This is a genomic window from Rossellomorea sp. DA94 (genome assembly GCF_029834455.1).
Classification (GTDB): Bacteria; Bacillota; Bacilli; order Bacillales; family Bacillaceae_B; genus Rossellomorea; species Rossellomorea vietnamensis.
Genome location: NZ_CP122397.1, coordinates 3245486 through 3269342, shown reverse-complemented (window position 1 = coordinate 3269342; position 23857 = coordinate 3245486). Strand labels below are relative to the sequence as shown.

21 protein-coding genes and 1 riboswitch are annotated in these 23857 nt (G+C 45.2%); of the genes, 20 read left to right on the top strand and 1 reads right to left on the bottom strand.

All coding sequences use genetic code 11. The annotated features are described in order from the left end of the window. Positions 1–61: 61 nt before the first annotated feature. Positions 62–985 carry a ribonuclease HIII gene (gene rnhC / locus P8596_RS17030; RefSeq protein ID WP_224519382.1) on the bottom strand — a complete coding sequence of 308 codons (924 nt, stop codon included), beginning with the start codon at positions 983–985 and terminating at the stop codon, positions 62–64. Between the two features lie 132 nt (positions 986–1117). Here rnhC and zapA point away from each other — a divergent pair, with 132 nt between their 5' ends. The 20 genes from zapA to uvrC all read left to right on the top strand — a co-directional run bounded on the left by zapA (position 1118) and on the right by uvrC (position 23439). Beyond that, positions 1118–1378: a cell division protein ZapA gene (gene zapA / locus P8596_RS17025; protein WP_034757046.1), complete on the top strand. Its 261-nt coding sequence runs from the start codon at positions 1118–1120 to the stop codon at positions 1376–1378. Positions 1379–1384: 6 nt separating this feature from the next. After that, positions 1385–1924 (top strand): CvpA family protein, encoded by a 540-nt coding sequence (locus P8596_RS17020; RefSeq protein WP_034757049.1) that lies wholly within the window; start codon positions 1385–1387, stop codon positions 1922–1924. A gap of 182 nt (positions 1925–2106) precedes the next feature. Next, positions 2107–3816: a DNA polymerase/3'-5' exonuclease PolX gene (gene polX / locus P8596_RS17015; RefSeq protein WP_481900301.1), complete on the top strand. Its 1710-nt coding sequence runs from the start codon at positions 2107–2109 to the stop codon at positions 3814–3816. Positions 3817–3836: 20 nt separating this feature from the next. Next, positions 3837–6191 carry an endonuclease MutS2 gene (locus P8596_RS17010; RefSeq protein WP_279724412.1) on the top strand — a complete coding sequence of 785 codons (2355 nt, stop codon included), beginning with the start codon at positions 3837–3839 and terminating at the stop codon, positions 6189–6191. A gap of 21 nt (positions 6192–6212) precedes the next feature. Further along, positions 6213–6620: a DUF350 domain-containing protein gene (locus P8596_RS17005; protein WP_034757057.1), complete on the top strand. Its 408-nt coding sequence runs from the start codon at positions 6213–6215 to the stop codon at positions 6618–6620. Between the two features lie 329 nt (positions 6621–6949). Further along, the gene (locus tag P8596_RS17000; RefSeq protein WP_479565446.1) at positions 6950–8647 is read left to right on the top strand and encodes an AMP-binding protein; all 1698 of its coding nucleotides are present in this window, start codon (positions 6950–6952) and stop codon (positions 8645–8647) included. A 136-nt stretch (positions 8648–8783) separates the two neighbouring features. Continuing rightward, on the top strand, positions 8784–9371 hold the full coding sequence (locus tag P8596_RS16995; RefSeq protein ID WP_034757061.1) for a fatty acid metabolism transcriptional regulator FadR: 588 nt from the start codon (positions 8784–8786) through the stop codon (positions 9369–9371). 21 nt (positions 9372–9392) lie between these two features. Continuing rightward, a complete protein-coding gene (locus P8596_RS16990; protein WP_034757064.1) occupies positions 9393–10163 on the top strand; it encodes an enoyl-CoA hydratase in 771 nt (256 codons plus the stop codon). 133 nt (positions 10164–10296) lie between these two features. After that, complete coding sequence (locus P8596_RS16985) at positions 10297–11070, top strand: electron transfer flavoprotein subunit beta/FixA family protein (RefSeq protein WP_034757067.1); 774 nt, start codon at positions 10297–10299, stop codon at positions 11068–11070. A 43-nt stretch (positions 11071–11113) separates the two neighbouring features. Next, the gene (locus tag P8596_RS16980) at positions 11114–12094 is read left to right on the top strand and encodes an electron transfer flavoprotein subunit alpha/FixB family protein (RefSeq protein ID WP_279724411.1); all 981 of its coding nucleotides are present in this window, start codon (positions 11114–11116) and stop codon (positions 12092–12094) included. Between the two features lie 213 nt (positions 12095–12307). Then, a complete protein-coding gene (gene trxA, locus P8596_RS16975) occupies positions 12308–12622 on the top strand; it encodes a thioredoxin (RefSeq protein ID WP_034757073.1) in 315 nt (104 codons plus the stop codon). A gap of 168 nt (positions 12623–12790) precedes the next feature. Beyond that, the gene (locus P8596_RS16970) at positions 12791–13978 is read left to right on the top strand and encodes a hypothetical protein (protein WP_279724410.1); all 1188 of its coding nucleotides are present in this window, start codon (positions 12791–12793) and stop codon (positions 13976–13978) included. A 154-nt stretch (positions 13979–14132) separates the two neighbouring features. After that, positions 14133–15086 carry an NAD-dependent epimerase/dehydratase family protein gene (locus P8596_RS16965; RefSeq protein WP_279724409.1) on the top strand — a complete coding sequence of 318 codons (954 nt, stop codon included), beginning with the start codon at positions 14133–14135 and terminating at the stop codon, positions 15084–15086. Further along, positions 15067–15999 carry a lysylphosphatidylglycerol synthase transmembrane domain-containing protein gene (locus P8596_RS16960; RefSeq protein ID WP_279724408.1) on the top strand — a complete coding sequence of 311 codons (933 nt, stop codon included), beginning with the start codon at positions 15067–15069 and terminating at the stop codon, positions 15997–15999. The genes P8596_RS16965 and P8596_RS16960 overlap by 20 nt, the downstream gene beginning before the upstream one ends. Positions 16000–16005: 6 nt before the next feature. Next, a complete protein-coding gene (locus P8596_RS16955) occupies positions 16006–17466 on the top strand; it encodes an alkaline phosphatase family protein (RefSeq protein ID WP_224519388.1) in 1461 nt (486 codons plus the stop codon). Further along, complete coding sequence (locus P8596_RS16950) at positions 17459–18226, top strand: glycosyltransferase family 2 protein (protein WP_279724407.1); 768 nt, start codon at positions 17459–17461, stop codon at positions 18224–18226. The genes P8596_RS16955 and P8596_RS16950 overlap by 8 nt, the downstream gene beginning before the upstream one ends. 119 nt (positions 18227–18345) lie before the next feature. Further along, positions 18346–19095 carry a hypothetical protein gene (locus tag P8596_RS16945; RefSeq protein WP_279724406.1) on the top strand — a complete coding sequence of 250 codons (750 nt, stop codon included), beginning with the start codon at positions 18346–18348 and terminating at the stop codon, positions 19093–19095. A gap of 44 nt (positions 19096–19139) precedes the next feature. Further along, entirely contained in the window at positions 19140–20060 is a 921-nt protein-coding gene (locus P8596_RS16940) for an FTR1 family iron permease (protein ID WP_079532507.1), read from the top strand. A gap of 134 nt (positions 20061–20194) precedes the next feature. Next, positions 20195–21673, top strand: a complete 1479-nt coding sequence (locus tag P8596_RS16935; protein ID WP_279724405.1) for a hypothetical protein — start codon at positions 20195–20197, stop codon at positions 21671–21673. Continuing rightward, positions 21670–23439 (top strand): excinuclease ABC subunit UvrC, encoded by a 1770-nt coding sequence (uvrC, locus tag P8596_RS16930; protein WP_034757094.1) that lies wholly within the window; start codon positions 21670–21672, stop codon positions 23437–23439. Before P8596_RS16935 ends, uvrC begins: the two co-directional genes overlap by 4 nt. A 97-nt stretch (positions 23440–23536) precedes the next feature. Continuing rightward, positions 23537–23715, top strand: a riboswitch (Lysine riboswitch). The last annotated feature ends 142 nt before the right edge of the window (positions 23716–23857 follow it).

Sequence of the window (23857 nt, the reverse complement as noted above, 5' to 3'; positions counted from 1 at the left end):
CACCACCCCAAAAAACCCAAACAAAAAAACCCCACCAGCGACACCAGTGGGGCCATCATCCTCATTTCCTCGCCAACCTCATCGCCTTTTCACTATTGGCGAAATGCCATTTCGTCATGGACTGTAATTCTTCGATCCCTTTTCGTTTGATGATCTTCGCGGCTGCCACATCTACGTGTTTACCGGCGCCTTTCGGTATTTCTACACCTGCTTTGGCACTCAGCTTGTCCATTTCTTTTAAGAATGCGTAGCGCGCGATGATCGATGCCGCTGCGACTGCCAGATGGATGCTTTCACCTTTTGTGCTGAAGTATACGCGTTCCCGCTGGATTTTCGATTGGGCAGCGATGTGTTTGAAATATGTATTCTTTTCGACGAACTGATCGATCAAGATGCCTTCTGGTTGTTCCGGAGCCATCTTTTCCAGCAGGTTCAGTATGGCTTTGTTATGAAGGAGTGCTTTCATCTTCCCCTGGGTCATTCCTTTTGCCTGCATCTCATTGTATTTCGGGTTGTGGAGAATGAGCAGTGAATAGGGAATGGTGGAAATCAGGTCCCTGGCAATACTGATGATTTGAGGGTCGGATAGGTTTTTGGAATCTTTGACCCCGAGCTCTTTCATGAGTGGGATCTGCTCTTTTTTTACGTAAGCGCTCACCACGGTGATCGGGCCGAAGAAGTCTCCTGTCCCCACTTCATCAGAACCGATGACGGACCAATTTGCGAAATTTTCGGGGAGGCTGGCAGTCCCTTTGGAAGGGGATTTCACCTTGGCTGGTGCGCTGCTTCCCCACCGGCTTGCCTCACCTTCACCGTTTGCCCCTTGAAACATTACTTTACCCGATTTATAAGCGGTGATCGTACAGCCTGAGGGTTTTGCGACAAAGACTGCCCCCGGCGGCAGTTTTTCGATTAATGCATGTTTGTAATGACTTTTCATTTTCTCGATTGTCTCTTTCGTTGTTTGTATGACGGTATTGGCCATGCTTCTCTCTCCTTATGACAATGTTCTTGATTTTAATAAAAAATGTGAGTGTATATGACAAATTCCTTCCATAATCAAAAGACTTCATGGTATGATTATGTGTAGGATTCTTATGAATGGGGGGCTTTCAGGTTGTCAGAAGAACAAAAAAATCGCACCACGGTGGACATATATGGTCAACAGTATACGATTGTTGGGACTGAATCAACAAGTCAAATCCGATACGTTTGTTCTAAAGTGGATGACAAAATGAGAGAAATCAACTCCATGAATCCATCTCTCGACACAAGCAGGCTTGCGGTCTTGACAGCTGTCAATGCCGTGAACGATTATCTCAAACTTCAGGAAAAGTTTGAAGAGCTTGAACGGGAAATTAAACGATTAAAGGATTGAATAAAGATGTTGGACTTAGCTTTGTTGGTCATCCTGGTGATAGGGTTTTTAATAGGTTTAAAACGTGGATTCATTCTGCAGGTCATCCACATTTTCGGATTTATCGTTTCTTTCATTGTAGCATACATATACTATGATCAGCTTGCACCCAAGCTGACATTATGGATTCCTTATCCTGTATTGGACGAGCAATCCACGTTAAATATGATCTTTGAATCGACCCATCTGGATCAGGCATATTACCGTGTAATCGCGTTTGCGATGATTTTCTTCGCAGTGCGCATCATTCTTCAAATCATCGGATCGATGCTTGACTTTGTCGCCCATCTTCCACTATTGAAGCAGCTGAATGTTCTTGGCGGTGGGATACTCGGTTTTGTTGAATCCTATTTAATGATATTCATACTCTTGTATATTGCGGTATTATTGCCGATCGAGTCGGTTCAAACATTCATCAATAACTCATTCATTGCACAAGCGATGGTGAAACATACTCCTGTTTTCTCCGATATGGTGAAATCCTGGTGGATTGAATATGTAGCCTGAAAAAGGGCTGACTATAAGTATGCAACTTACATTCGTTAGGAAAGCCATTAACGATTTGTTCATCTTATAAGTCAGTCTTTTTTCTTTTTCTACCAGTTTTGCTACTATATAATTGGAGACGTTCTGGATATTTGAATGAACATGGTTCCTGATCGTTAATTCTATGATTGTAGGTGATTCCTTTGAATAAAAAAGATATTATAAAATTATTAGAAAACATTGCGATATATATGGAATTGAAAGGCGAGAATTCGTTTAAAACATCCGCCTACCGAAAAGCGGCAGCGGCCCTTGAAAATGATGACCGGAGCCTGCAGGAAATCAGCGACTTCACAAAGCTCGCCGGGATCGGCAAAGGCACGGCCTCCGTTATTGAAGAGTACATAAATGAAGGAACCTCCTCTGTTCTTGAAGGGCTGAAGGAAGAAGTGCCGAAGGGGTTGATCCCTCTTTTGCAATTGCCGGGTCTTGGGGGGAAGAAAATCGCGAAGCTATACAGTGAGCTGGGAGTCGAAAGCATAGAGGACCTGGAAGAAGCGTGTAAAGAGAACAGAGTACAGGCACTTGCAGGCTTCGGAAAAAAGACCGAAGAAAAGATCCTTGCTTCCATTGAGCAGGTTGGGAAAAGACCGGACCGGCTTCCAATCGGCTTTATGATGGGCATCGCGGAAGAAATAGAAGGCTATCTTTCTGAAATCGACAGCATCGGAACGTATTCGAGAGCCGGCAGCTTAAGAAGGATGAGAGAAACCATTAAAGATCTGGATTTCATCATCTCGACCGAGCATCCGGAAAAAGTGAAGGAAGGGCTTCTGAAGTTGCCGAATATCGTTGAGACGATTGCAGCCGGGGACACTAAGGTGTCACTGACCCTCCAGTATCATTGGGATGTGAGCATCGATTTTCGCATCGTGAAGCCTGAGGAATTTGCCACGACCCTGCATCATTTCACGGGATCGAAGGATCATAACGTCCGTATGCGCCAGCTTGCCAAAGAACGCGGAGAGAAGATCAGTGAATATGGCGTTGAGAATAGTGAAACAGGTGACGTGAAAACATTCGATTCCGAAGAAGCATTTTATCATCACTTCGACCTTCCCTGGATCCCGCCTGAGCTACGGGAAGATGGAAAGGAAGTGGAGGCGTTCAAGGGGGATTACCCGCTCCTTACCCTGAATGATATAAAGGGCGATCTTCACATGCACTCCACATGGTCCGACGGTGCCTATTCCATTGAAGAGATGGTAGAGGCATGCCGTGCCAAGGGGTATCATTATATGGCGATCACAGACCATTCCCAGTATTTACGGGTGGCTAACGGCCTCACTCCCGAACGGTTGGTGAAGCAAATCGATGAAATAAAGGAACTGAATAAAAAGTATGATGATATAGAAATCCTTTCGGGAATCGAGATGGATATCCTTCCTGACGGTACCCTTGACTATGATGATGACCTTTTGAAGAGAGTGGATCTCGTCATTGCTTCCATTCATTCAAGCTTTTCGCAGCCCCGTGAAAAAATCATGGAGAGATTGAAGACGGCATTGGAAAGTGCCCATGTGGATATCATCGCCCATCCTACTGGCAGGATCATCGGCAGGCGGGAAGGATATGACGTCGATATGGATCTTCTTATCCAATTGGCGAAAGAAACCGGTACAGCTCTTGAACTGAATGCCAATCCGAATCGTCTGGATCTGTCTGCTGAAAACATCCGGAAAGCACAGGAGCAGGGTGTGAAGCTTGTTATCAACACGGACGCCCACAGTATCGATCATCTGGAATTTATGGAAGTGGGTGTCGGTACGGCACGTAAAGGATGGATCAAGAAAGACACGGTCATCAATACATGGGACAAAAATGAGTTCATACAATACATTAAGCGAAACTGATAAAAGGTGGAATACATTCCGTGAATTCTAAAGTATTGAAAACGTTAGAGTTTGATAAAATCAAAGAATTATTAAAGCAATTTGCAGCATCTGCCCTTGGTCATGCAAGGGTTTCCTCCCTCATGCCGTCGGTCGATTATGAAGAGATCACCGCTCTTCATGAAGAGACGGATGAAGCCATGACGATTCTCAGATTGAAAGGTCATGCCCCGCTTGGCGGGATTTTTGATATACGCCCTAATGTGAAGCGTGCCCAAATCGGCGGTATGCTTTCTCCGTCTGAATTCGTCCAGGTGGCAAGTACAATCCGGGCAAGCCGGAAGCTGACCCTTTTTGTAGAAGAGCTCTTGGAGGAAGAGGTGGATATTCCCCTCTTACAAGGCAAGATGGGGACGGTCATCCCGCTTCCTCATTTAGAGCAGGATATACGTAAAGTGGTGGATGACAATGGTGAAATATTGGATACGGCGAGTGAAACCCTCCGTACGATCCGGACCCAGCTGCGTGCCAACGAAGGGCGGATACGGGAGAAGCTGGAGCGGATGATCCGTTCATCCAACGCACAGAAGATGCTTTCCGATGCGATCATCACCATCCGGAATGATCGATACGTCATCCCGGTCAAACAGGAATACAGGGGGCAATATGGCGGGATCATCCATGATCAATCTTCTTCCGGGCAGACGTTATTCATCGAGCCTGAAGCGATTGTTCAGCTGAATAACCAGCTCCGTGAGCTTCGTTTGAAAGAGCAGACGGAAATCGAGAAGATTCTTCAGGAACTGTCTGAAAGTGTACAAGAATCGGGAGAAGAACTGCTTCTGATCGTCAACGTCCTGTCAGACGTGGATTTCATGTTTACCAAGGCGAAATTCGGACGATCAATCAAAGGGTCAAAGCCGACGATCAATAATGAACGCCGGGTGAAGCTGAATAAAGCACGTCATCCCCTCTTGCCCATCGATGAGGCAGTGGCGAATGATATCGAACTTGGGAATGAATTTTCTTCCATCGTCATCACCGGACCGAATACCGGGGGTAAAACCGTCACGTTGAAAACACTGGGCTTAACAAGCTTGATGGCACAGGCCGGTCTTCCGATTCCGGCACTTGATGGTTCCGAGGTCGGTGTATTCCGCACGATTTACGCTGACATAGGGGATGAGCAATCGATTGAACAAAGTTTGAGTACCTTCTCCTCCCATATGGTGAACATCGTCGACATTTTGAAAAAGGTCGATCATGAGAGTCTGGTGCTGTTCGATGAGCTTGGTGCCGGTACCGATCCTCAGGAAGGGGCGGCATTAGCGATTTCCATCCTTGATGAAGTTCATGGAAAAGGGGCAAGGGTTGTGGCGACCACTCACTATCCAGAGTTGAAGGCGTATGGGTATAATCGTGAAGGAGTCGTGAATGCCAGTGTGGAATTTAATGTAGAGACATTAAGCCCCACGTATAAGCTATTGCTTGGGGTCCCGGGAAGAAGTAATGCCTTTGACATTTCCAAACGTCTGGGATTGTCAGATGGTGTCATTCAACGGGCGAAGTCCCATATCGGTACCGATAGCAAAGAAGTCGAGAATATGATCGCTTCCCTTGAAGACAGCAGGCGCCAGGGTGAACGGGAGCTCGAGGAAGCCCATGAGCTGTTGAGACAGGCTGAGAAGATGCATAAAGACATGCAGAAGCAAATGATGGAGTATTACGAGAAGAAGGATACCCTTTACGAAAAAGCACAGCAAAAAGCCAGTGAGGTCGTTGAAAAAGCGAAGGCGGAAGCCGAGCAGGTCATCAAGGATCTGCGGAAAATGCAGCAGGAGAAGTCGGCCCAGATCAAAGAACATGAATTGATCCAGGCGAAAAAACAGCTTGAAGATGCGACTCCTAAGCTGAAAACGGGTCAAAAGAAGAAAGCGACTGGATCCCAGCATGAATTGAAGGCCGGGGACGAAGTCAAAGTACTGAGCTTCGATCAAAAGGGTCATTTGGTCGAGCGGGTATCGGCGAAGGAATGGCAGGTCCAGATGGGCATCATGAAGATGAAAGTGAAGGAATCGGATCTTGAATTCATTCAATCCCAACAAAAGGTCGAAACGAAACCCCTCGCTACGGTGAAAGGGAAAGATTTTCATGTCAGCCTCGAACTTGACTTGCGCGGAGAACGTTTTGAAAATGCCTTATCGAGGGTGGAGAAGTACATTGATGACGCTCTGCTTGCAGGCTACCCACGCGTTTCCATCATCCACGGAAAAGGAACGGGGGCTTTGAGACAGGGAGTGCAGGAGTACTTGAAGAATCACCGGTCGGTCAAGAGTATCCGTTTCGGGGATGCAGGTGAAGGTGGAACGGGTGTAACGGTCGTTCAATTTAAATAACAAGGTAAAGGGAGCTTTACGATGGAGAACTTTTGGGAAAATGAATTTGTTCAGACGGCGGGGAATTACAGTGTAGTCATCCTTTGTCTCGTGTTGTTCTTAGCGGTCTTTGAACTGGTGACAAAATATCGGAACTGGGAAGAAATCAAAAAAGGGAATATGGCCGTGGCCATGGCAACGGGAGGGAAAATATTCGGGATCGCGAATATTTTCCGGCATTCCATCAGTCATAACGATACCATCCTCACGACGATCGGGTGGGGTGTGTTTGGCTTTTTCCTGCTGTTGATCGGGTATTTCATTTATGAGTTCCTGACTCCGAAATTCAGGATCGATGAGGAAATTGAAAATGATAACCGGGCGGTAGGCTTCATTTCACTGGTCATTTCAGTCGGATTATCCTATGTCATAGGAGCCGGTATATCGTAAGGAGAGGGAATATGGAAACATTGGCGAAAGTTCTGCTCACCCTGTGCGGCGGCTTTATAGTCGTCGGCATCATCTATATGTTGTTCTTTACTTGACTCAGGGCACTCAGGGGAAAAACACAATCCCAAAATAATAATATTGTACAAACAGACTGTCATATGGTGGAATAGGCAGTCTGTTTTCTTTTGAAAAAAGTTCTGTAAGGAAGGTCAAGCTTCATGGATAGGAAGAAAGTATGTCGGCATTTATTTCAAATTGTAACTGAAGTCCCCTTATATTATAATAATGAATAGAATAAATTTTCTAACTATTCAGAAGGAGGGATTACAATGAACCAACCATGGCTTGCTGAATACCCGGCGGAAATACCAAAGGAGCTCAACCTAGTTGAAAAACCTTTGCAGTCCTATTTGACCGAAGCCGCTTCTCTGTACGGAGATAAAGCAGCGATTCATTTCATGGGCAAAGAGATAGGATACAAGGAACTATACGAATCGGCTCTTACATTCGCCGGATACCTTAAAACACTTGGGATCAACAAGGGCGATCGGGTAGCGATCATGCTTCCCAATACCCCCCAATCCGTTATCGCCTATTACGGCATCCTTTATGCAGGCGGAGTGGTGGTACAAACCAATCCATTATATATGGAAAGGGAAATCGAATATCAAATGAAAGACTCCGGAGCCAAGGTGATCCTTACATTGGACATTCTGTATCCAAGAGTATCGAAAGTGATGAAAAACACCGACCTTGAGCACATCATTGTAACCGCTATCAAAGACTATCTTCCTTTCCCTAAGAATCTCATTTACCCATTCATCCAGAAGAAACAATATGGTATCGTCGTGAAGGTGGACCATAGAGGGCAGAATCATTTATTCACGGAAATCATGAAATCGGCGGTGGCTGAAGCGATATCCCAGGAAGAATTCGATTTTGAAAATGATCTTGCCCTGCTTCAATACACAGGCGGTACGACAGGTTTCCCCAAAGGCGTCATGCTGACCCATAAGAATCTGGTGGCCAATGCCTCCATGTGCGATGCCTGGCTGTATAAGTGTACAAAAGGGGAAGAAAAGATGCTTGGGATCCTGCCATTCTTTCATGTGTATGGCATGACTGCCGTGCTGATTCTTTCCGTCATGCAGGGATATAAGATGATCCTGCTTCCTAAGTTTGATGCAGAAACAACATTGAAGACGATTCAGAAACTGAAGCCTACCCTGTTTCCAGGAGCCCCGACCATCTATATCGGACTCTTGAATCACCCGGATTTAAAGAAATATGACTTATCATCCATCGATTCATGTCTCAGTGGAAGTGCGCCATTACCGGTTGAGGTGCAGCAGCAATTCGAGGAAGTCACGGGTGGGAAGCTCGTCGAAGGATACGGATTGACCGAATCATCCCCAGTCACTCATTCCAATTTCCTTTGGGATAAAGCGAGGATAAAGGGAAGCATCGGTGTTCCATGGCCGGGTACGGACAGTGCCGTGTTCTCAATGGAAACGGGAGAACCCCTGCCGCCGAATGAGATGGGTGAAATCGTCGTCAAGGGTCCGCAGGTGATGAAAGGATACTGGAACCGGCCTGAGGAAACGGAACAAACGTTAAAGGACGGATGGCTGTTGACGGGAGATATAGGCTATATGGATGAAAAGGGCTATTTTTACGTAGTGGATCGTAAGAAGGATATGATCATTGCCGGCGGCTTTAATATCTATCCCCGGGAAATCGAAGAAGTCCTCTACGAACATCCAGCGATTCAGGAAGTTGTCGCAGCAGGGGTCCCGGATCCGTATAGAGGGGAAACCGTCAAGGCATACGTTGTCCTGAAGGAAGGAGAGTCCCTGACGGAGGAGGAACTGAATGAATATTCCCGTAAATACCTGGCTGCCTATAAAGTGCCGAGGATTTATGAATTCAGGAAGGAACTGCCTAAAACAGCTGTCGGGAAAATCCTGAGAAGGGCCCTCGTGGATGAGGAACGGCAAAAGATAGAGGATGAGCAGAAAACAAGTTAGGCTGTCACCCACTTGAGCTTTTTCTTTTTGATTGGAAGTGGGACAAGGATCCCTTCTTGACAATCAATGAGAAACCTTTTATTATGGAAATATGAATGAATGGTCATTCATATTTTGTTAAGGCAGGTCAAAACTTATGAAACGAAATAAACCAAAATACATGCAAATTATCGATGCTGCTGTTATTGTAATAGCAGAAAATGGGTACCATCAGGCACAGGTGTCAAAGATTGCAAAGCAGGCAGGGGTGGCTGACGGAACCATCTATCTTTATTTTAAAAACAAAGAAGATATCCTGATTTCGTTGTTTAAAGAAAAAATGGTTCTCTTTGTCGAAAAAATCGAAGAAGTTATTGCAGGAAAACAGACAGTTTCAGAGAAATTATTAGTGATGATTGAAAATCATTGTAGGATACTGTCGGATGATCATCATCTCGCCATCGTCACACAATTGGAGCTTAGACAATCGAATAAAGATATACGATTGAAAATCAATGATGTGTTAAAGGGCTATCTGGAATTAGTCGATAAGATCCTGATCAGCGGGATCGAATCTGGCGAGTTCTCAAGTGATCTGAATGTTCGCCTCGCCCGCCAAATGATCTTTGGCACTCTGGATGAAATGGCGACAACATGGGTGATGAACGATCAGAAATACGACTTAGTCGAACAAGTCCCTGCTATTCATAAGCTATTGCTTCATGGATGCAGAGGCAGGAACTAAACTAGTTTAGGGGGATTAGAGATGGAAAGTTTATCATGGGTCTTAGAGGGACAGGTCGCAACCGTCCTGATTCAAAGACCTCCCGCAAATGCACTAGCAAGTGGACTCATCAAGGAAATCGACGCGGTTCTTGATGAACTTGAAACCAATTCGGATGTCCGGGTGATCTTACTGAAAGGTGAGGGACGCTTCTTCTCGGCTGGTGCCGATATCAAGGAATTCACGACGATCGAAAGTGGTGAAGAATTCTCCAAGCTTGCGAAAAAAGGCCAGGACGTCTTTGAACGGATGGAGAACTTCCCGAAACCGATCATTGCAGCCATTCATGGTGCCGCATTAGGTGGCGGACTGGAACTCGCCATGGGCTGTCATATCCGATTGGTGAGTGAAAATGCCAAACTCGGCTTACCGGAGCTTCAACTCGGGCTGGTTCCAGGATTTGCAGGATCACAGCGCCTTCCAAAACTGGTTGGACGGGCGAAAGCAGCAGAAATGCTGTTGACGAGTGACCCGATCAGCGGAACAGAAGCGGTTCAGTGGGGGCTTGCCAATAAGGCATATCCGGAGGACGAGCTTTTCGATAAGGCGAAGGAAATGGCCGATAAGATTGCGAAGAAGAGTCCGGGAGCCATGAAGGCTGCCATCGAACTACTTAGTTATACGAAAGATGACCGGTTCTATGAAGGTGTGATGAGAGAATCGGATCTGTTTGGTGAAGTATTTGTGTCCGCGGATGCCAAAGAGGGTATTTCAGCCTTCGTTGAAAAGAGAGAACCACACTTTAAAGGCTAGAATACATTCTAGTAATATAGTAAACTCTTATTGAGGGGCAGTGTTGCATGTCAATGCTGCCCATTCAAAGGGGTTAAATTGTCGAAATCTTTTTAAGGGAAAGAATGTTTACATTATTAGGAGGGACTTACGAATGAACATCTATGTACTTTTGAAAAGAACGTTTGATACTGAGGAGAAAATTTCGATCCAAAACGGTCAAATTGCCGAAGACGGAGCTGAATTTATCATAAATCCTTACGATGAATATGCAGTCGAAGAAGCCATTCAAGTCCGTGATGCACATGGCGGCGAAGTGACAGTGGTAACGGTCGGCGGGGAAGAAAGCGAAAAGCAATTGAGAACGGCTCTAGCAATGGGTGCTGACAAAGCAGTACTGATCAATACAGAAGATGATCTTGATCATGGAGATCAATTCACGACAGCCAAAATTCTTGCTCACTATTTAAAAGAACAGGAAGTTGATTTGATCCTTGCAGGTAATGTTGCTATTGACGGTGGATCTGGACAAGTTGGACCACGTGTGGCAGAACAGCTTGATATTCCTTATGTAACGACGATCACGAAACTCGAAATCGATGGTGAAACCGTAACGGTCACGCGTGACGTAGAAGGGGATTCAGAAGTCATCGAAACGTCTCTTCCATTATTAGTGACTGCTCAACAAGGATTGAACGAACCTCGTTATCCATCCCTTCCAGGAATCATGAAGGCAAAGAAGAAGCCTTTGGATGAAGTGGAATTGGACGATATCGATTTAGACGAAGATGATGTAGAAGCGAAGACCAAGACAATTGAAATCTACCTTCCACCGAAGAAGGAAGCCGGTAAAGTATTAGAAGGCGAATTGGACGCTCAAGTATCAGAGCTTGTTTCCCTTCTTCGCAATGAAGCGAAAGTTATATAAGCGAGAGTCACAGGAATAACTAACATTCAGGGGGTATTTTAACATGGCGAGAAAAGTATTAGTACTTGGAGAAGTTCGGGACGGATCATTACGTAATGTTTCCTTTGAAGCGATTGCGGCAGGGAAAACAGTATCTGAAGGCGGAGAAGTCGTAGGAGTTCTAGTTGGCAAGAGTGTAAGCGCTTTAGGAGAAGAAATGATTCAATATGGTGCGGACAAAGTGGTAGTCGTTGAAAACGATAAACTGGAACAGTATACGTCAGACGGGTATTCACAAGCCATCCTTTCAGTCATTGAGGAAGAAAAGCCTGAAGGCATCATTTTCGGTCATACGGCACTTGGGAAAGACCTTTCCCCTAAAGTGGCAAGCAAGCTCAGCACAGGATTGATTTCCGATGCAACGGATCTTGAAGAAGCAGGCGGTAACCTTGTCTTTACAAGACCGATCTATTCAGGGAAAGCATTTGAAAAGAAAATCGTGACTGACGGTGTGATCTTTGCGACGATCCGTCCAAACAACATCGAGCCGTTGGCGAAGGATGAGTCACGTAGTGGAGAGGTTACATCCCTTTCTGTCGATATTAAAGACCTGCGTACCATCATTAAAGAAGTCGTCCGGAAAGCGAGCGAAGGGGTGGATCTTTCTGAAGCGAAAGTCATCATCGCCGGCGGACGCGGTGTGAAGAGTGAAGATGGATTCAATCCTCTTCAGGAACTTGCCGACGTGCTTGGTGGAGCTGTGGGAGCTTCCCGTGGAGCGTGTGACGCTGACTACTGCGATTACTCACTGCAAATTGGTCAAACAGGTAAAGTCGTAACGCCTGATCTATATATTGCATGTGGTATTTCAGGAGCTATCCAGCATTTAGCAGGTATGTCCAACTCCAAGGTCATCGTTGCGATCAATAAAGATCCTGAAGCGAATATCTTTAACGTAGCGGATTACGGAATCGTTGGAGACCTGTTCGAAGTGGTACCGATGTTAACGGAAGAATTCAAGAAATTAAAAGTATCTTCTTCTTAATCCGTTCATACGTTTACAGGAACGAATAAGGGGTATGAGAATAATATGAATACAAATAAGGACGTAGCTGAATCACGGGCTGCGCCTTATTTTTTCTCCCGGGGTATATTCCATATTCAAACGGGAATATTACCTACGAGCAGAAAGATAGCATCCAAAAAAAAACGGTGATATACTTACGTTACATTAAAAGATTTTAGGAGGCGCATATATATGGCTATTACACATGCTACTGATCAATCATTCACAACTGATACAAACTCTGGACTGGTACTTGCGGATTTCTGGGCTCCTTGGTGTGGACCTTGTAAAATGATCGCTCCTGTACTGGAAGAGCTTGATAGCGAAATGGGCGACAAAGTGAAAATCGTCAAAGTCGACGTTGATGAAAACCAGGAAACAGCAGGTAAATACGGAGTAATGAGTATCCCTACTTTGGTTGTCCTTAAAGACGGCGAAGTAGTAGACAAAGTAATCGGTTTCCAACCTAAGGAAGCACTTGCTGAATTATTAAACAAACACGTATAAGAAATATTGATGGGAAACCGGGGCTGAACTTCAGCTCCGGTTTTTTTGTTGTGTCCAGAGTTCTCCTCCACAAATTTTCAAAAACTCGTTGACTATGAGAATCGTTCTCGATATAATTTAAATGGAATTGAAAATCATTATCATTTAAACAGTCGGAGGTCTATACATATGAGAAAGAGAGATTTAACGAAGATTTTTGCAGCATTCTTATTAACAGGTTCTGTTTTGGCGGGTTGTGGAACAGATGAGAAGAGCAGTGAAGACAAAACGTCTGCTTCAAATGATTCAAAACAGGTTGAAAAAGAAGATGAAACTGAACAAGCGGACATTGATTTCTCTGCCTCATTCGAAGAAGCGAAGGCTGAACTTTCAAAAGCGAAAGAAGACAAAGAAGTCGATTATGATAAAGTGACGTCCATTTATAAGGATGACTTACAGGAGCTTGTGCAAAAACGTGACCAGGAAACAGAAGGTAAAGTGGATGAACATATTTCCACAGCCCTTGAAGCAGGTAAGGATGGTTCCCTCGATCAAGTGGTGGTAGCACAGATTTTTGATAAATTAATGCAAAAAGTATTCTATACATCGATGAAGCATGAATTTACGGAAATAGCGGAAAACTGGGGTAATACAGAAGAAGTCAATGAAGAAATAGAAGAAGCGAAAGAGTTCTATGCCATCTTAGAGCCGACTGTTCAAAAGCGTGACCAGGCTTATGACACGAAAATGGTTGATGCAATAAATGGTGGTTTCAGTGAAATGGAGAAGGCGGTTGAAGAGGATAATGAGCTCGGTTTCCAATTGGGGAAACAAGTCGTGGATAAGACGCTCATGAAGACATTTTATCTTGCTGCAGGTGCCCTTCCGAACGGTTATGCCATGAAGGCGTCTGAAGAAGCGAAGGAAAATGCCGAAGCTGCAAAAGCCGAGCAGGCAGAAGGGTGGGCATTCTATCAATCTCTTGATAGTTATTTATCAGGGAATGCCCCGGAAGAAGCAGAGATGATCAACAAACAATTCGATCTGCAAACGGATGTGACATCCATTGACCCTGAAGCAGTGAATCATGCATTTGTCCGCGGTTTCTCTAAAATCGCCATACACGAATATGAGGAAAGTGGAGAGAACTGGGGCGAAGATAAGGCGGCAATCACAGCCTTGGAAGGTGCACTGTTCATTGATCTGATCTCATCAGATCTAAAGAGCCTTATGGGTGAAGAAGAATATCAATCTCTATCAAGCGATGCTCAAAGCTACTTAGAAGCTGTTAAGTCACAGGATAAAGAGAAAGCAGAAACGCTCAGAACGAACATTCAGAACGTATTGAATGATGTGGTGGCGAAAGCGAATAAATAGTTTATTGGGTTGACCCGTGCGTAAAGTCCATCCTTCAAGTGCTGCTTGGGGGATGGTGCTTTTATGCACATGGGGGTCAACCCTTTTTCACTTTCTCACTCAGGTGAGGTACAATATAGAAATGATTAAATCGTAATGTACGAGGTGTAAGGAATTGAAGATTATAGTTACGGGAGGGGCCGGGTTCATTGGATCCCATCTATCGAGGAAGCTCATTGAAGAGAAACACGAGCTGTTGATCGTAGACAGCTTTCATCCCTATTATTCACCTGAAAGAAAAAAGAGGCAGTTGTCCTTTGTGAGGGAAATGGGTTCATTCCGCTTCGTCCAAAAGGATTTACTACTGGATGAAAAGGAGTTACAAGAAGTATTCCATGATTTTAAAGCCGATTGCGTCGTTCACTTGGCGGCGATTCCGGGCGTTTCCCATTCCTTGCGTGTACCGAATGAATATGTCGATTATGATATCAAAGCGACGATCAACACGCTGCGGATGGCGGGGGAGAGCGGAATAAAGAAATTTGTCTTTGCTTCTTCTTCATCCGTTTATGGAAATACCGATCACAAACCATCCAAAGAAGATGACGCGACGGGTGAGGTGGTGTCTCCATATGCCGCTGCCAAGTACAGTGCCGAATCGTTTTGTAAAGCCTATGCGTCCATTTATGGAATGGACTTGACGATCCTTCGTTTCTTTACGGTCTATGGGCCATGGGGCAGACCCGACATGGCGATCTATTCTTTCATCAAAAAGCTTATGAATGGTGGGGAAATTCCGATTTATGGACTTGAGAATAAGAGGGATTATACGTACATAGATGATATCGTGGATGGTACATATAAGGCGATCAGAAGTGAAGAGTCGGGAACGTTTAATCTCGGGAATGGTTCGCCGATTTCAATGGAGGGACTGGTAAGTGAACTGAGAAAACACTTCCCTTCCCTCAAGCTCCACGTCACGGATAGAAGAGCAGGGGATGTGACATCTACCTATGCAGATAGTAGGAAGGCAAAAGAGATCCTCGGCTATTCTCCTTCCGTCTCCTTTGAAGAAGGAATAAAAAGAACGGTTCAATGGATGAAAGAACATGAACAAAACGGTCTATAAGTTCGCAAAGAATGCTGTTAGATTGATATTATTAGGTCTGTTCTTCTTCTTGGTCGGCTTCTATTTTGACAAAGAGTTTATGGTGGAAGCCATCGGGCAGATGCTAGAGCATCCTTTTATCCTATTCAGTGTGTTAGGAATCTATTTTTTATCCTTTTTACTAAAAGGGATGGCGTGGAAAATCTACCTGAATGAACATGTTCGATTATCAAGCTGTTTAATCGGTTTGTTTTACAGTTTGTTGTTTAATCATCTGTTTCCATTGAAGGTAGGAGACGGGCTGCGGGTCATGGTGATGAATCAGCGTGAAAAGCAAATCAGTGTTGCACGCTCGTTTCATTCTGTATTCGTCTTGAGAGTGATGGACATTTTATTTCTCATGATTCTGGCAGGAATCGGTCTGCTATTTATTCCGCTGCCACTAAAGCTGCCTGGTCTATACTCGATAGGATTGGTCGGATGTGCCGTGTTGATCGGGTTACTCCTCTTCCGGTACGTCGCTTCCGACTTTCTCTCAGGACAGCTCAAACTGCTGAAAACTGCCTTATCAGGCGGTAGGGGACTCATAGTCATCACCCTCGTATTCTTGAGTTGGATATTGGAAGGGGCCATTCTTTACGGTGTTTCCATGATCATGCTGGAACCCCTATCCATGGGGGAAGCGGTTTGGGTCAACAGTGTGACGATCATCGGCCAGTTATTTCAATTTGCCCCTGGAGGAATTGGTACGTATGAATCGGTCATGAGCTATACATTGCTTTCTGCCGGTATCCCACTTGGCATTGGTCTTTCCATGGCGATCGTGAGTCATGGGTTAAAGTTTATATTCTCCTTTATAGCAGGAGGAATCGTAATCGCTGTATCCCCCGTTTCCATTAAAAATGTGAAACGGTGGAGCAGGATGAAAGGATGAATAAAATTGAAGAGCGCATCAAAATTTGAAAAAACGGCGGCCAGATGCTGGAACCTGCTGAATGAAGGGAAACCATTCACCCCTATTTTCGTCATAGGGACCATGACACTCTTTCATTTACAGGGGTTGCTGCAAGGGGAATGGTTTCCGTTCCTCATAAGCTTGCTGTTTACCCTCCCACTATTTATTTTGTATTTCTATTATGATTTTCCGTTGTTCCTGAGGAACTATTTATGGATCCCGATCATCGGCTATCTGTTATTCTTTGAATCACCCAATTTAGCCCTGTGGGGATTCGGGATTGGTCTTTATTTCTTTTTCACCGTCTTTTTCTGGGGAACATTTTATTACCATCTCCGGATCGGGACGGATTGGCTGAATTTCACCCGGTTTTGGAAACTGGTGTTGAAGAACAGTGACTCAACCAGCGGAAATGCCCAGGAGCAGCTGCCGAAATTCCTGCTCCTGTTAGCGGTATGGGATGGAATGATGACGAATCTTGCCACCGGAGAACTTCTTCCTGCCACCCATTATTTCGTATTTTGCGGTGCTATATTCGCTTTAGCGTTCATTCTGCATCATTTCCTTTTTGACTGGAAGCCGAAGCAGTATGACTCCTTTACAACCGGTGAAGCGATGGATGAGGAGATGACGAATGAAAAAGTGGTGGTCATCGTGATCGACGGGATGAGAAAAGAACGCTTCTATGAAGCGAATACTCCATATCTTGATTCTTTGATGGAACAGGGGACCGAGTATTTGAATATGGAAACCGTCTATCCTGCTAGAACGGTTGTCTGCTTTTCCTCCATGTTCACAGGTACGTATCCGAAGGAACACGGCATGAAATCCAATATGGTCTGGAAGCTTGGGATCAAGGTGGAAAGCATCTTTGATTCTCTGCGGAAAGTAGGGAAAAAAGGGAAGATGCTGGGGATTGCCCACCTGGTGGATTCCTTCGGTAAAGATGTCGAAACCGTGACGGCCGTGATGCATAAAGACAAAGCAGATCGAAATATTATCAATAAAGCGAAAGTCATCATGGAAGAACAGGACCCTGATCTATTCATTGTCCAATTGATCGGTACAGATCAAATCGGGCACAGCAGGGGAGTCTTATATGATGAATACATCGAAAAGATTGAAGAGGCAGATCGCCTGATACAAGAATACGTCGAGTGGCTGGAAGCAGAAGGAAAGATGGAGAACACGACCCTTATGATATGTGCAGATCATGGACAGGCAGATGGAATCGGGGGACATGGTCATCTTGATGAAGGGGAAAGATACGTTCCATTCTTTATGGTCGGCCCCGGGGTCAAACAGGGAGAGAAGATCCAGGAGAAACACAGTCTTGTTTCCATGGCCCCTACCATCGCCCATTTATTAGGGGCGCCATTTCCAAGTAACAGCAGGGGACCTGTCCTCAACGAGGCGTTAAAGGAGCGTTGGAAACAACATGAATAAGCAGAAAGTCATCGTATTTATGCCGGCCCATAATGAAGAAGAATCGATCGGGGAGGTCATTAAACGGGTGCCCCGTTCCTTCCACCCATCCATAGATGTAGAGGTATTGGTCATCAATGATGGATCAACGGATCGAACGGTTGAAGTGGCTGAAAGGGCAGGTGCCGATCATATCATTACATTTGAGAAAAATCGTGGACTGGGTGCTGCGGTACGAGAAGGACTGCGGGCCTCCTTCAACCTTCATGCTCAAATCGGGGTCATGATTGATGCGGATGGAGAATACCCGCCAGAACAAATACCTGAGCTATTGGAGCCGATTTTCAAAGGGGAAGCGGATTATACCATGGGCTCGAGATTCTTGGGAACCATCAATGGAATGAAGCTTCACCGCCGATTGGGGAACTATTGTTTCACCCTTCTTCAATGCGTCCTCCTGAGAAAGTGGATCTATGACGGGCAGTCCGGTATGAGGGCGTTCTCGAGACAGGCCATGGAACATGCCGAAATCATACATGATTACAACTACGCTCAAGTGCTGACCTTGAACCTTGTCCGTAAAGGGTTTCGGGTGAAGGAAATCCCGATTTTGTATTATGTGAGGACGACGGGGCGATCCTTCATCAAGTTCAAGTCCTATATGTCATCTGTTCTTCCCGCCATTATTCAGGAGATGAAGAAACCGGTGGAGAAAGTATATGTGGAAGAGCAGGCCCATTACATCCCTTCAGATGAAGGAACGAATCATTTTGCAAAATGACAACATAAAACCACACCATTCGTAAAAAATAAGTACTCCGGCTTCTATGCTTGAGTACTTATTTTTTATTGACAATACGAATGATAATCATTATCATTGAAAACAGGAGGGAATCATACATGAAAAAATCGTTCATAACCACGGTACTATTGTTTTTATTAGGTAATATCCTGCTGTCTTCACAGGCATCCGCCTATTCATACGGCGATCCGAGTGAGGAGAAAATAGCAGAAGCGTATAAAGAAATCATGATCAAGCTAGATGAAGACCCTCCGAATTATTCAGAGTCCAAAAAGATATATGAAACGGTTCAAGAAGAAGTGGATCAGCATATGGGTGAAGAACCTTCAAAGATCATCCTTCAGAACCTTGATAACAAAGAAAAGCGAGAGGCCATTGAAAACCTGGATGAACTCCTTGTCCTCAATATTGCCAGAAGACTTGAAAGCATTGATAAAAACTTCTCGGAATATGATACGAGTAAGCGATTGCTCGCAAAAGGATTTGCTACATATAAAACGTTATCCCCGAAAGTAGAAGGGGAAAACCCTGAATTGGATCAAAAGATCAGGACTGAATTCGATCAAGCGCTGGAATCCCTCGGAAACCCGGGATTGTTCGGAGTCGGAACAAAGGAATCCGATCAGGACGCGTTTAAAGAAAGTAAAACGTTCATAGTGGATTCGCTTCAAAAAGAATTCGACATTAAGAGTCTAGAAGTCGGACACTTTTCTGAAAGTGCCACTGAGGAATCAAGCGGGAAACAGGAATGGACGGATATGTCCAACCTGAAGAACTGGTTACCCATCATCATTATCGTCGGGGTGCTGGCTGCAGCGATTGTATATGCCGTCAGAAAACGTAAATAAGGTCACTATAGAAATAGTCTTTAAGCAAGTAAGGGGGAACTATTGTGGAATTACAAGCTTTATTGATCACCTTTCGTGAAGTCCTGGAAGCGTTACTGATCATCGGGATCATCACTACCTATCTGAAGAAAACGAATCATGGCCGGTTTACAAAGTTTGTCTGGCTTGGTGCCGGATTAGCGATCATCGCCAGTGTCGGCGTAGCGATGCTCTTTCAGGTCGTCTTTACGGGATTTGCTGCCATGGGAAGCGAGATCTATCTGAAGATCGGCATCATGCTGGTCTCCTCCGTCCTTCTGACGCAGATGGTCTTCTGGATGGCGAAGCACAGCCGCGACCTTAAAGGAAACATGGAAGGGAAAATGAAGCATTTCATTTCGACTGGCAACATTGTCGGAATGGTGATCCACTCGTTCCTCGTTGTTCTCCGCGAGGGTGTGGAGACCGTATTCTTCTTCGCCGCCATTACAGGCGGGGATATCGGAGCGGCCATGCAGGGCTGGGGAGCGATTACGGGAGTCGTCATCGGGTGTGTCGTAGCTTATTTCTTCTTTAAAGGCACAATGAGAATTTCATTGAAGAGCTTCTTTAAAGTGACCGGCGCATTCATTATCCTCATATCTGCAGGACTTCTTGTACAGGCGATTTCCATGATGCAGGATATAGGATTGATCGGCAGTGTAATTCCACACCTTTACGATCTGACCTGGCTACTGCCTGAGCATCCCATCGATTATGCCCATTTCCTCCGTGATACAGGAACTGCCCCGTTGTTATCCGGTGATGTAGGCATTTTCCTTAAGGCGTTGTTCGGATATTCCTCCATGCCGTCCATCGAAGAAGTGATTTCGTATATCGGCTATTTCGTAGCGATTTACTTCCTGACTGCACCGAAGCGGGAGTCGGTGAAAGCAAAGGAAGAGGTCAAAGGCGGAGTGAAGGATTTGAGCCCACAAGCTAAATAAATTGTATCAGTACCAAACCTCATTGCCTTTAAAGATTGAACACCGTTTTCGAAAGGTGTACACTCTTTAAAGGAATGTATGTTTGGTACTTTTTTTAATCATTGAGAGTCTAACAAAGTATGAGGGTGAAGTCGTTGAGAATGAAGAGTGGAAAGTATATGAGTCGGCCGAATGTGGCGGGTGCATTGGCTGTGGCGGCTTTGTTTGTTCTTCAGCTGATGTGGATCCCTTCCTACGCGGCTACTTGGGATATGGTTGATTTTGCACTGGGTGTCCTGCATTTTGATATGTATCAGATGCAGCCCCACTTTCCCGGTTATCCTTATTTCGTCCTGGGAGGGAAAGTCCTTCATCTGATGGTGGCGGACCCCGTCCAAGCCCTGACTCTTTTTAATATCCTTCTGTATGGAAGTGCCATCATCCCTCTTTTTCTGTTAATGAACCGAATCGTGCTTACGACATATGCAGGGATAGCGACAGCCATCGTTTATACGAGCAGCTTTACGGTCCTGATGGTGAATCAGCCGATGTCCGAGGGAGCAGCAGTCGGGATGATGTGGTGGTATATATGGAGCTTGGTTTTGGCCAATGAGAGACATCATAAAGGATTCCTCATTCTCCCACTGCTCCTATTCAGTCTGCTTCTTGGAATCAGGTTATCTTATCTGGTTCTTGGGATTGGGGTCCTGATGCTGCTGTACAGAAAATGGAAGAGTGGCATGATAACACTTCTGGATACGTTCGTTTACCTGCTCATTGCAGTCCTGTTCCAGCTCCTCTGGGTATCGGGGATCAGCATGTCGGAAGGGGGATATGAAAGCTTTCTCCGACTGGCCCTTTCCTTCACGAACGGACATTTCCAAGAATGGGGGGGAACGATCGGTGCCTCAGATCTCAGTCTCTGGGACAGAGTCGTGAAGCTGATTTTTGTGAACACGATATGGGTGGGGGGTGTCGCTGAGTTCCTCCCCCTTCTCATTCTATTGGTTGTCGGTTTGGCTGCAGCAAGGAAGGACTTACAAGGGAATCGTTATATGACAAGCTTGATGCTCGTGCTATTGGGCAGTTATTTCCTTTGGGCCCTTTTTGCCCAGAATGTAATGAAGCCCCGTCACGCTTTGCCTTTGATCGGCATCGCCTTGTTCCTTGGAGCGGGAAGACTGCTTTCACAACGACTGTCACGGACAGGTTCCATTCTTGTCCTTTCGTTCCTTCTGCTTCAGGTTTACCATACAAGTGCGTTATTATATAAACATGCATCGGACATCCCGACCGTTTATCAAATGGCCGATTATTTAGAGAGCGAAGAGGAAAAACAGCCTCTCGTCGTATATACCTGGGAAGAGTCCAGGGTACTTGAGTATCTTGATGTCCCTTTTATTCATAAGAAAGTACAAACGTATGAAGTGTTTACCACTGACGCACGATATTACCCTGAGCGGGATATTTATCTGACGGATAAAGTGGTCGAAGGGTTTAAAAAGCAGGGGGTCCAGATGGATGATTTCATTAAAGTAGAAAAGCATTTCCATTCCAGTGAGCTCATCGACCCGATCTATCACGACCTGACATTATATAAATGGAAGAAACAGAGGGGGGAGGAAGAAGGATGAATCAGAATATCACGAATAAATTAGCGCTGCTTCCCGACCAACCGGGCTGTTATTTAATGAAGGACAGGCAGGGTACGATCATCTATGTGGGAAAGGCCAAAGTATTGAAGAACCGGGTGCGTTCCTATTTCACAGGCTCCCATGATGCAAAAACCCAGCGGCTGGTAGGGGAGATCGAGGACTTCGAATACATCATGACCTCATCTGACCTGGAAGCCCTTGTCCTCGAAATGAATTTGATCAAGAAGTACGACCCTAAATACAATGTCATGCTTAAGGATGATAAAAGCTATCCGTTCATCAAGTTAACGAATGAGCGGCACCCGAGACTCATTACCACACGAAAGGTCCAGCGGGGAAAAGGAAAGTATTTCGGTCCTTATCCGAATGTCGGAGCGGCAAATGAAACGAAAAAACTTCTCGACCGCTTGTATCCTTTACGGAAGTGCTCGACGCTTCCTGACCGAGCCTGCCTTTACTATCATATGGGCCAATGTCTCGCTCCCTGCATTAAAGAAGTGAGCAAAGACACGTACCGTGACATGACAGATGAAATAGCCAGATTCCTCAATGGGGGATACAAGGAAATCAAGAAACAGCTGACTTTGAAAATGAATGAAGCCTCGGAAAATCTGGAGTTTGAAAGAGCGAAGGAATTCCGGGATCAGATTCTCCATATCGAAGCGACCATGGAAAAACAGAAGATGACGATGACCGATTTCACCGACCGTGATGTATTCGGATATTCCGTTGATAAAGGCTGGATGTGTGTGCAGGTATTCTTCGTCCGGCAAGGGAAGCTCATTGAGCGCGATGTATCTTTATTCCCTCTCTATAATGAACCAGAGGATGAGTTCCTGACGTTCCTGGGTCAGTTCTACTCTAAATCTAACCACTTTAAGCCGAAGGAGATCTTTTTGCCTGAAGAGATCGATATCGAGCTGGCGGAGAAACTTCTTGAGGTTAAAATGACCCAACCAAAACGGGGGAAAAAGAAAGAGCTTGTGAAGCTTGCCGAAAAAAATGCCCAACAGGCACTTGGGGAGAAGTTCGCCCTGATTGAAAGAGATGAAGAGCGGACGATCAAAGCCATTGAAAGGCTCGGGGATCATATGGGCATTTATACGCCTTTCCGGATTGAAGCCTTTGATAACTCCAATATTCAAGGTAGTGATCCCGTATCGGCCATGATCGTCTTTTTAGACGGGAAACCGGCAAAGAAAGAATATCGTAAATATAAGATCAAAACCGTCAAGGGTCCCGATGATTATGATTCCATGAGGGAGGTGGTCCGGAGAAGGTATACGAGAGTGCTGAAAGATGGACTTCCTTTACCGGACCTGATCATCATCGACGGAGGAAAAGGTCAGATCGAAGCGGCAAGGGACGTGATCGAGAATGAATTGGGTCTCGACATCCCGATCGGGGGTCTTGCAAAAGACGATAAGCATCAGACATCGGAACTGCTGTACGGCAACCCGCTGCAAATCGTCCCCCTTGAAAAGCGCAGCCAGGAATTCTATCTCCTCCAGCGCATCCAGGATGAAGTCCACCGGTTCGCCATCACCTTCCACCGTCAGCTGAGAGGCAAAAGTGCCTTCCAATCCACCCTCGACGACATCGACGGCATCGGTCCAAAACGAAAGAAACAGCTTCTTAAACACTTTGGATCCATGAAGAAAATGAAAGAAGCGACCGTGGAGGAGTTTATAGAGATTGGGATACCTGAAGCTGTGGCGAAGGTATTGGTGGAGAAATTGAAGTAGCGGCTGTAATGAATTCAATTTTTTTAAAAATTGTGCATTGAATCACAATTTTTTATGTGCTATAATAAACAAAAATTTATAACATTATCACTTTTTAAGTGGTGATAGAGGTGCGAACTTCAAGAGTACAGGTAGAGAGGGGTATGAGTCCCGCCGACATGCCTGGAAAGGGGAGAATCGCCGAAGTGGTTATAGTCTCATACTATATCCGCTGGTCCTGCGTTTAAGAAATGCAGGATTGTCAAGATGATTCAATCTTGGAGAGCTATCTCACAATGCCGATGAACCTATTTGTATGTTCTGCTGTATGTTCATAAAGCAATGAGATATTATTCTCATTGCTTTTTTTATTATCAGCGCAGGATTTGGTACCAACGATCCTGTCCTATGGACGTGTAGGATGATTGTGATTGTACTC

Coding starts and splice junctions, on each gene's coding strand:
- rnhC (WP_224519382.1), bottom strand. CDS start 985: ATGGCCAATACCGTCATACAAACAACGAAAGAGACAATCGAGAAAATG.
- P8596_RS17020 (WP_034757049.1), top strand. CDS start 1,385: ATGTTGGACTTAGCTTTGTTGGTCATCCTGGTGATAGGGTTTTTAATA.
- P8596_RS17005 (WP_034757057.1), top strand. CDS start 6,213: ATGGAGAACTTTTGGGAAAATGAATTTGTTCAGACGGCGGGGAATTAC.
- P8596_RS17000 (WP_479565446.1), top strand. CDS start 6,950: ATGAACCAACCATGGCTTGCTGAATACCCGGCGGAAATACCAAAGGAG.
- P8596_RS16995 (WP_034757061.1), top strand. CDS start 8,784: ATGAAACGAAATAAACCAAAATACATGCAAATTATCGATGCTGCTGTT.
- P8596_RS16990 (WP_034757064.1), top strand. CDS start 9,393: ATGGAAAGTTTATCATGGGTCTTAGAGGGACAGGTCGCAACCGTCCTG.
- P8596_RS16985 (WP_034757067.1), top strand. CDS start 10,297: ATGAACATCTATGTACTTTTGAAAAGAACGTTTGATACTGAGGAGAAA.
- P8596_RS16980 (WP_279724411.1), top strand. CDS start 11,114: ATGGCGAGAAAAGTATTAGTACTTGGAGAAGTTCGGGACGGATCATTA.
- trxA (WP_034757073.1), top strand. CDS start 12,308: ATGGCTATTACACATGCTACTGATCAATCATTCACAACTGATACAAAC.
- P8596_RS16970 (WP_279724410.1), top strand. CDS start 12,791: ATGAGAAAGAGAGATTTAACGAAGATTTTTGCAGCATTCTTATTAACA.
- P8596_RS16960 (WP_279724408.1), top strand. CDS start 15,067: ATGAACAAAACGGTCTATAAGTTCGCAAAGAATGCTGTTAGATTGATA.
- P8596_RS16950 (WP_279724407.1), top strand. CDS start 17,459: ATGAATAAGCAGAAAGTCATCGTATTTATGCCGGCCCATAATGAAGAA.
- P8596_RS16945 (WP_279724406.1), top strand. CDS start 18,346: ATGAAAAAATCGTTCATAACCACGGTACTATTGTTTTTATTAGGTAAT.
- uvrC (WP_034757094.1), top strand. CDS start 21,670: ATGAATCAGAATATCACGAATAAATTAGCGCTGCTTCCCGACCAACCG.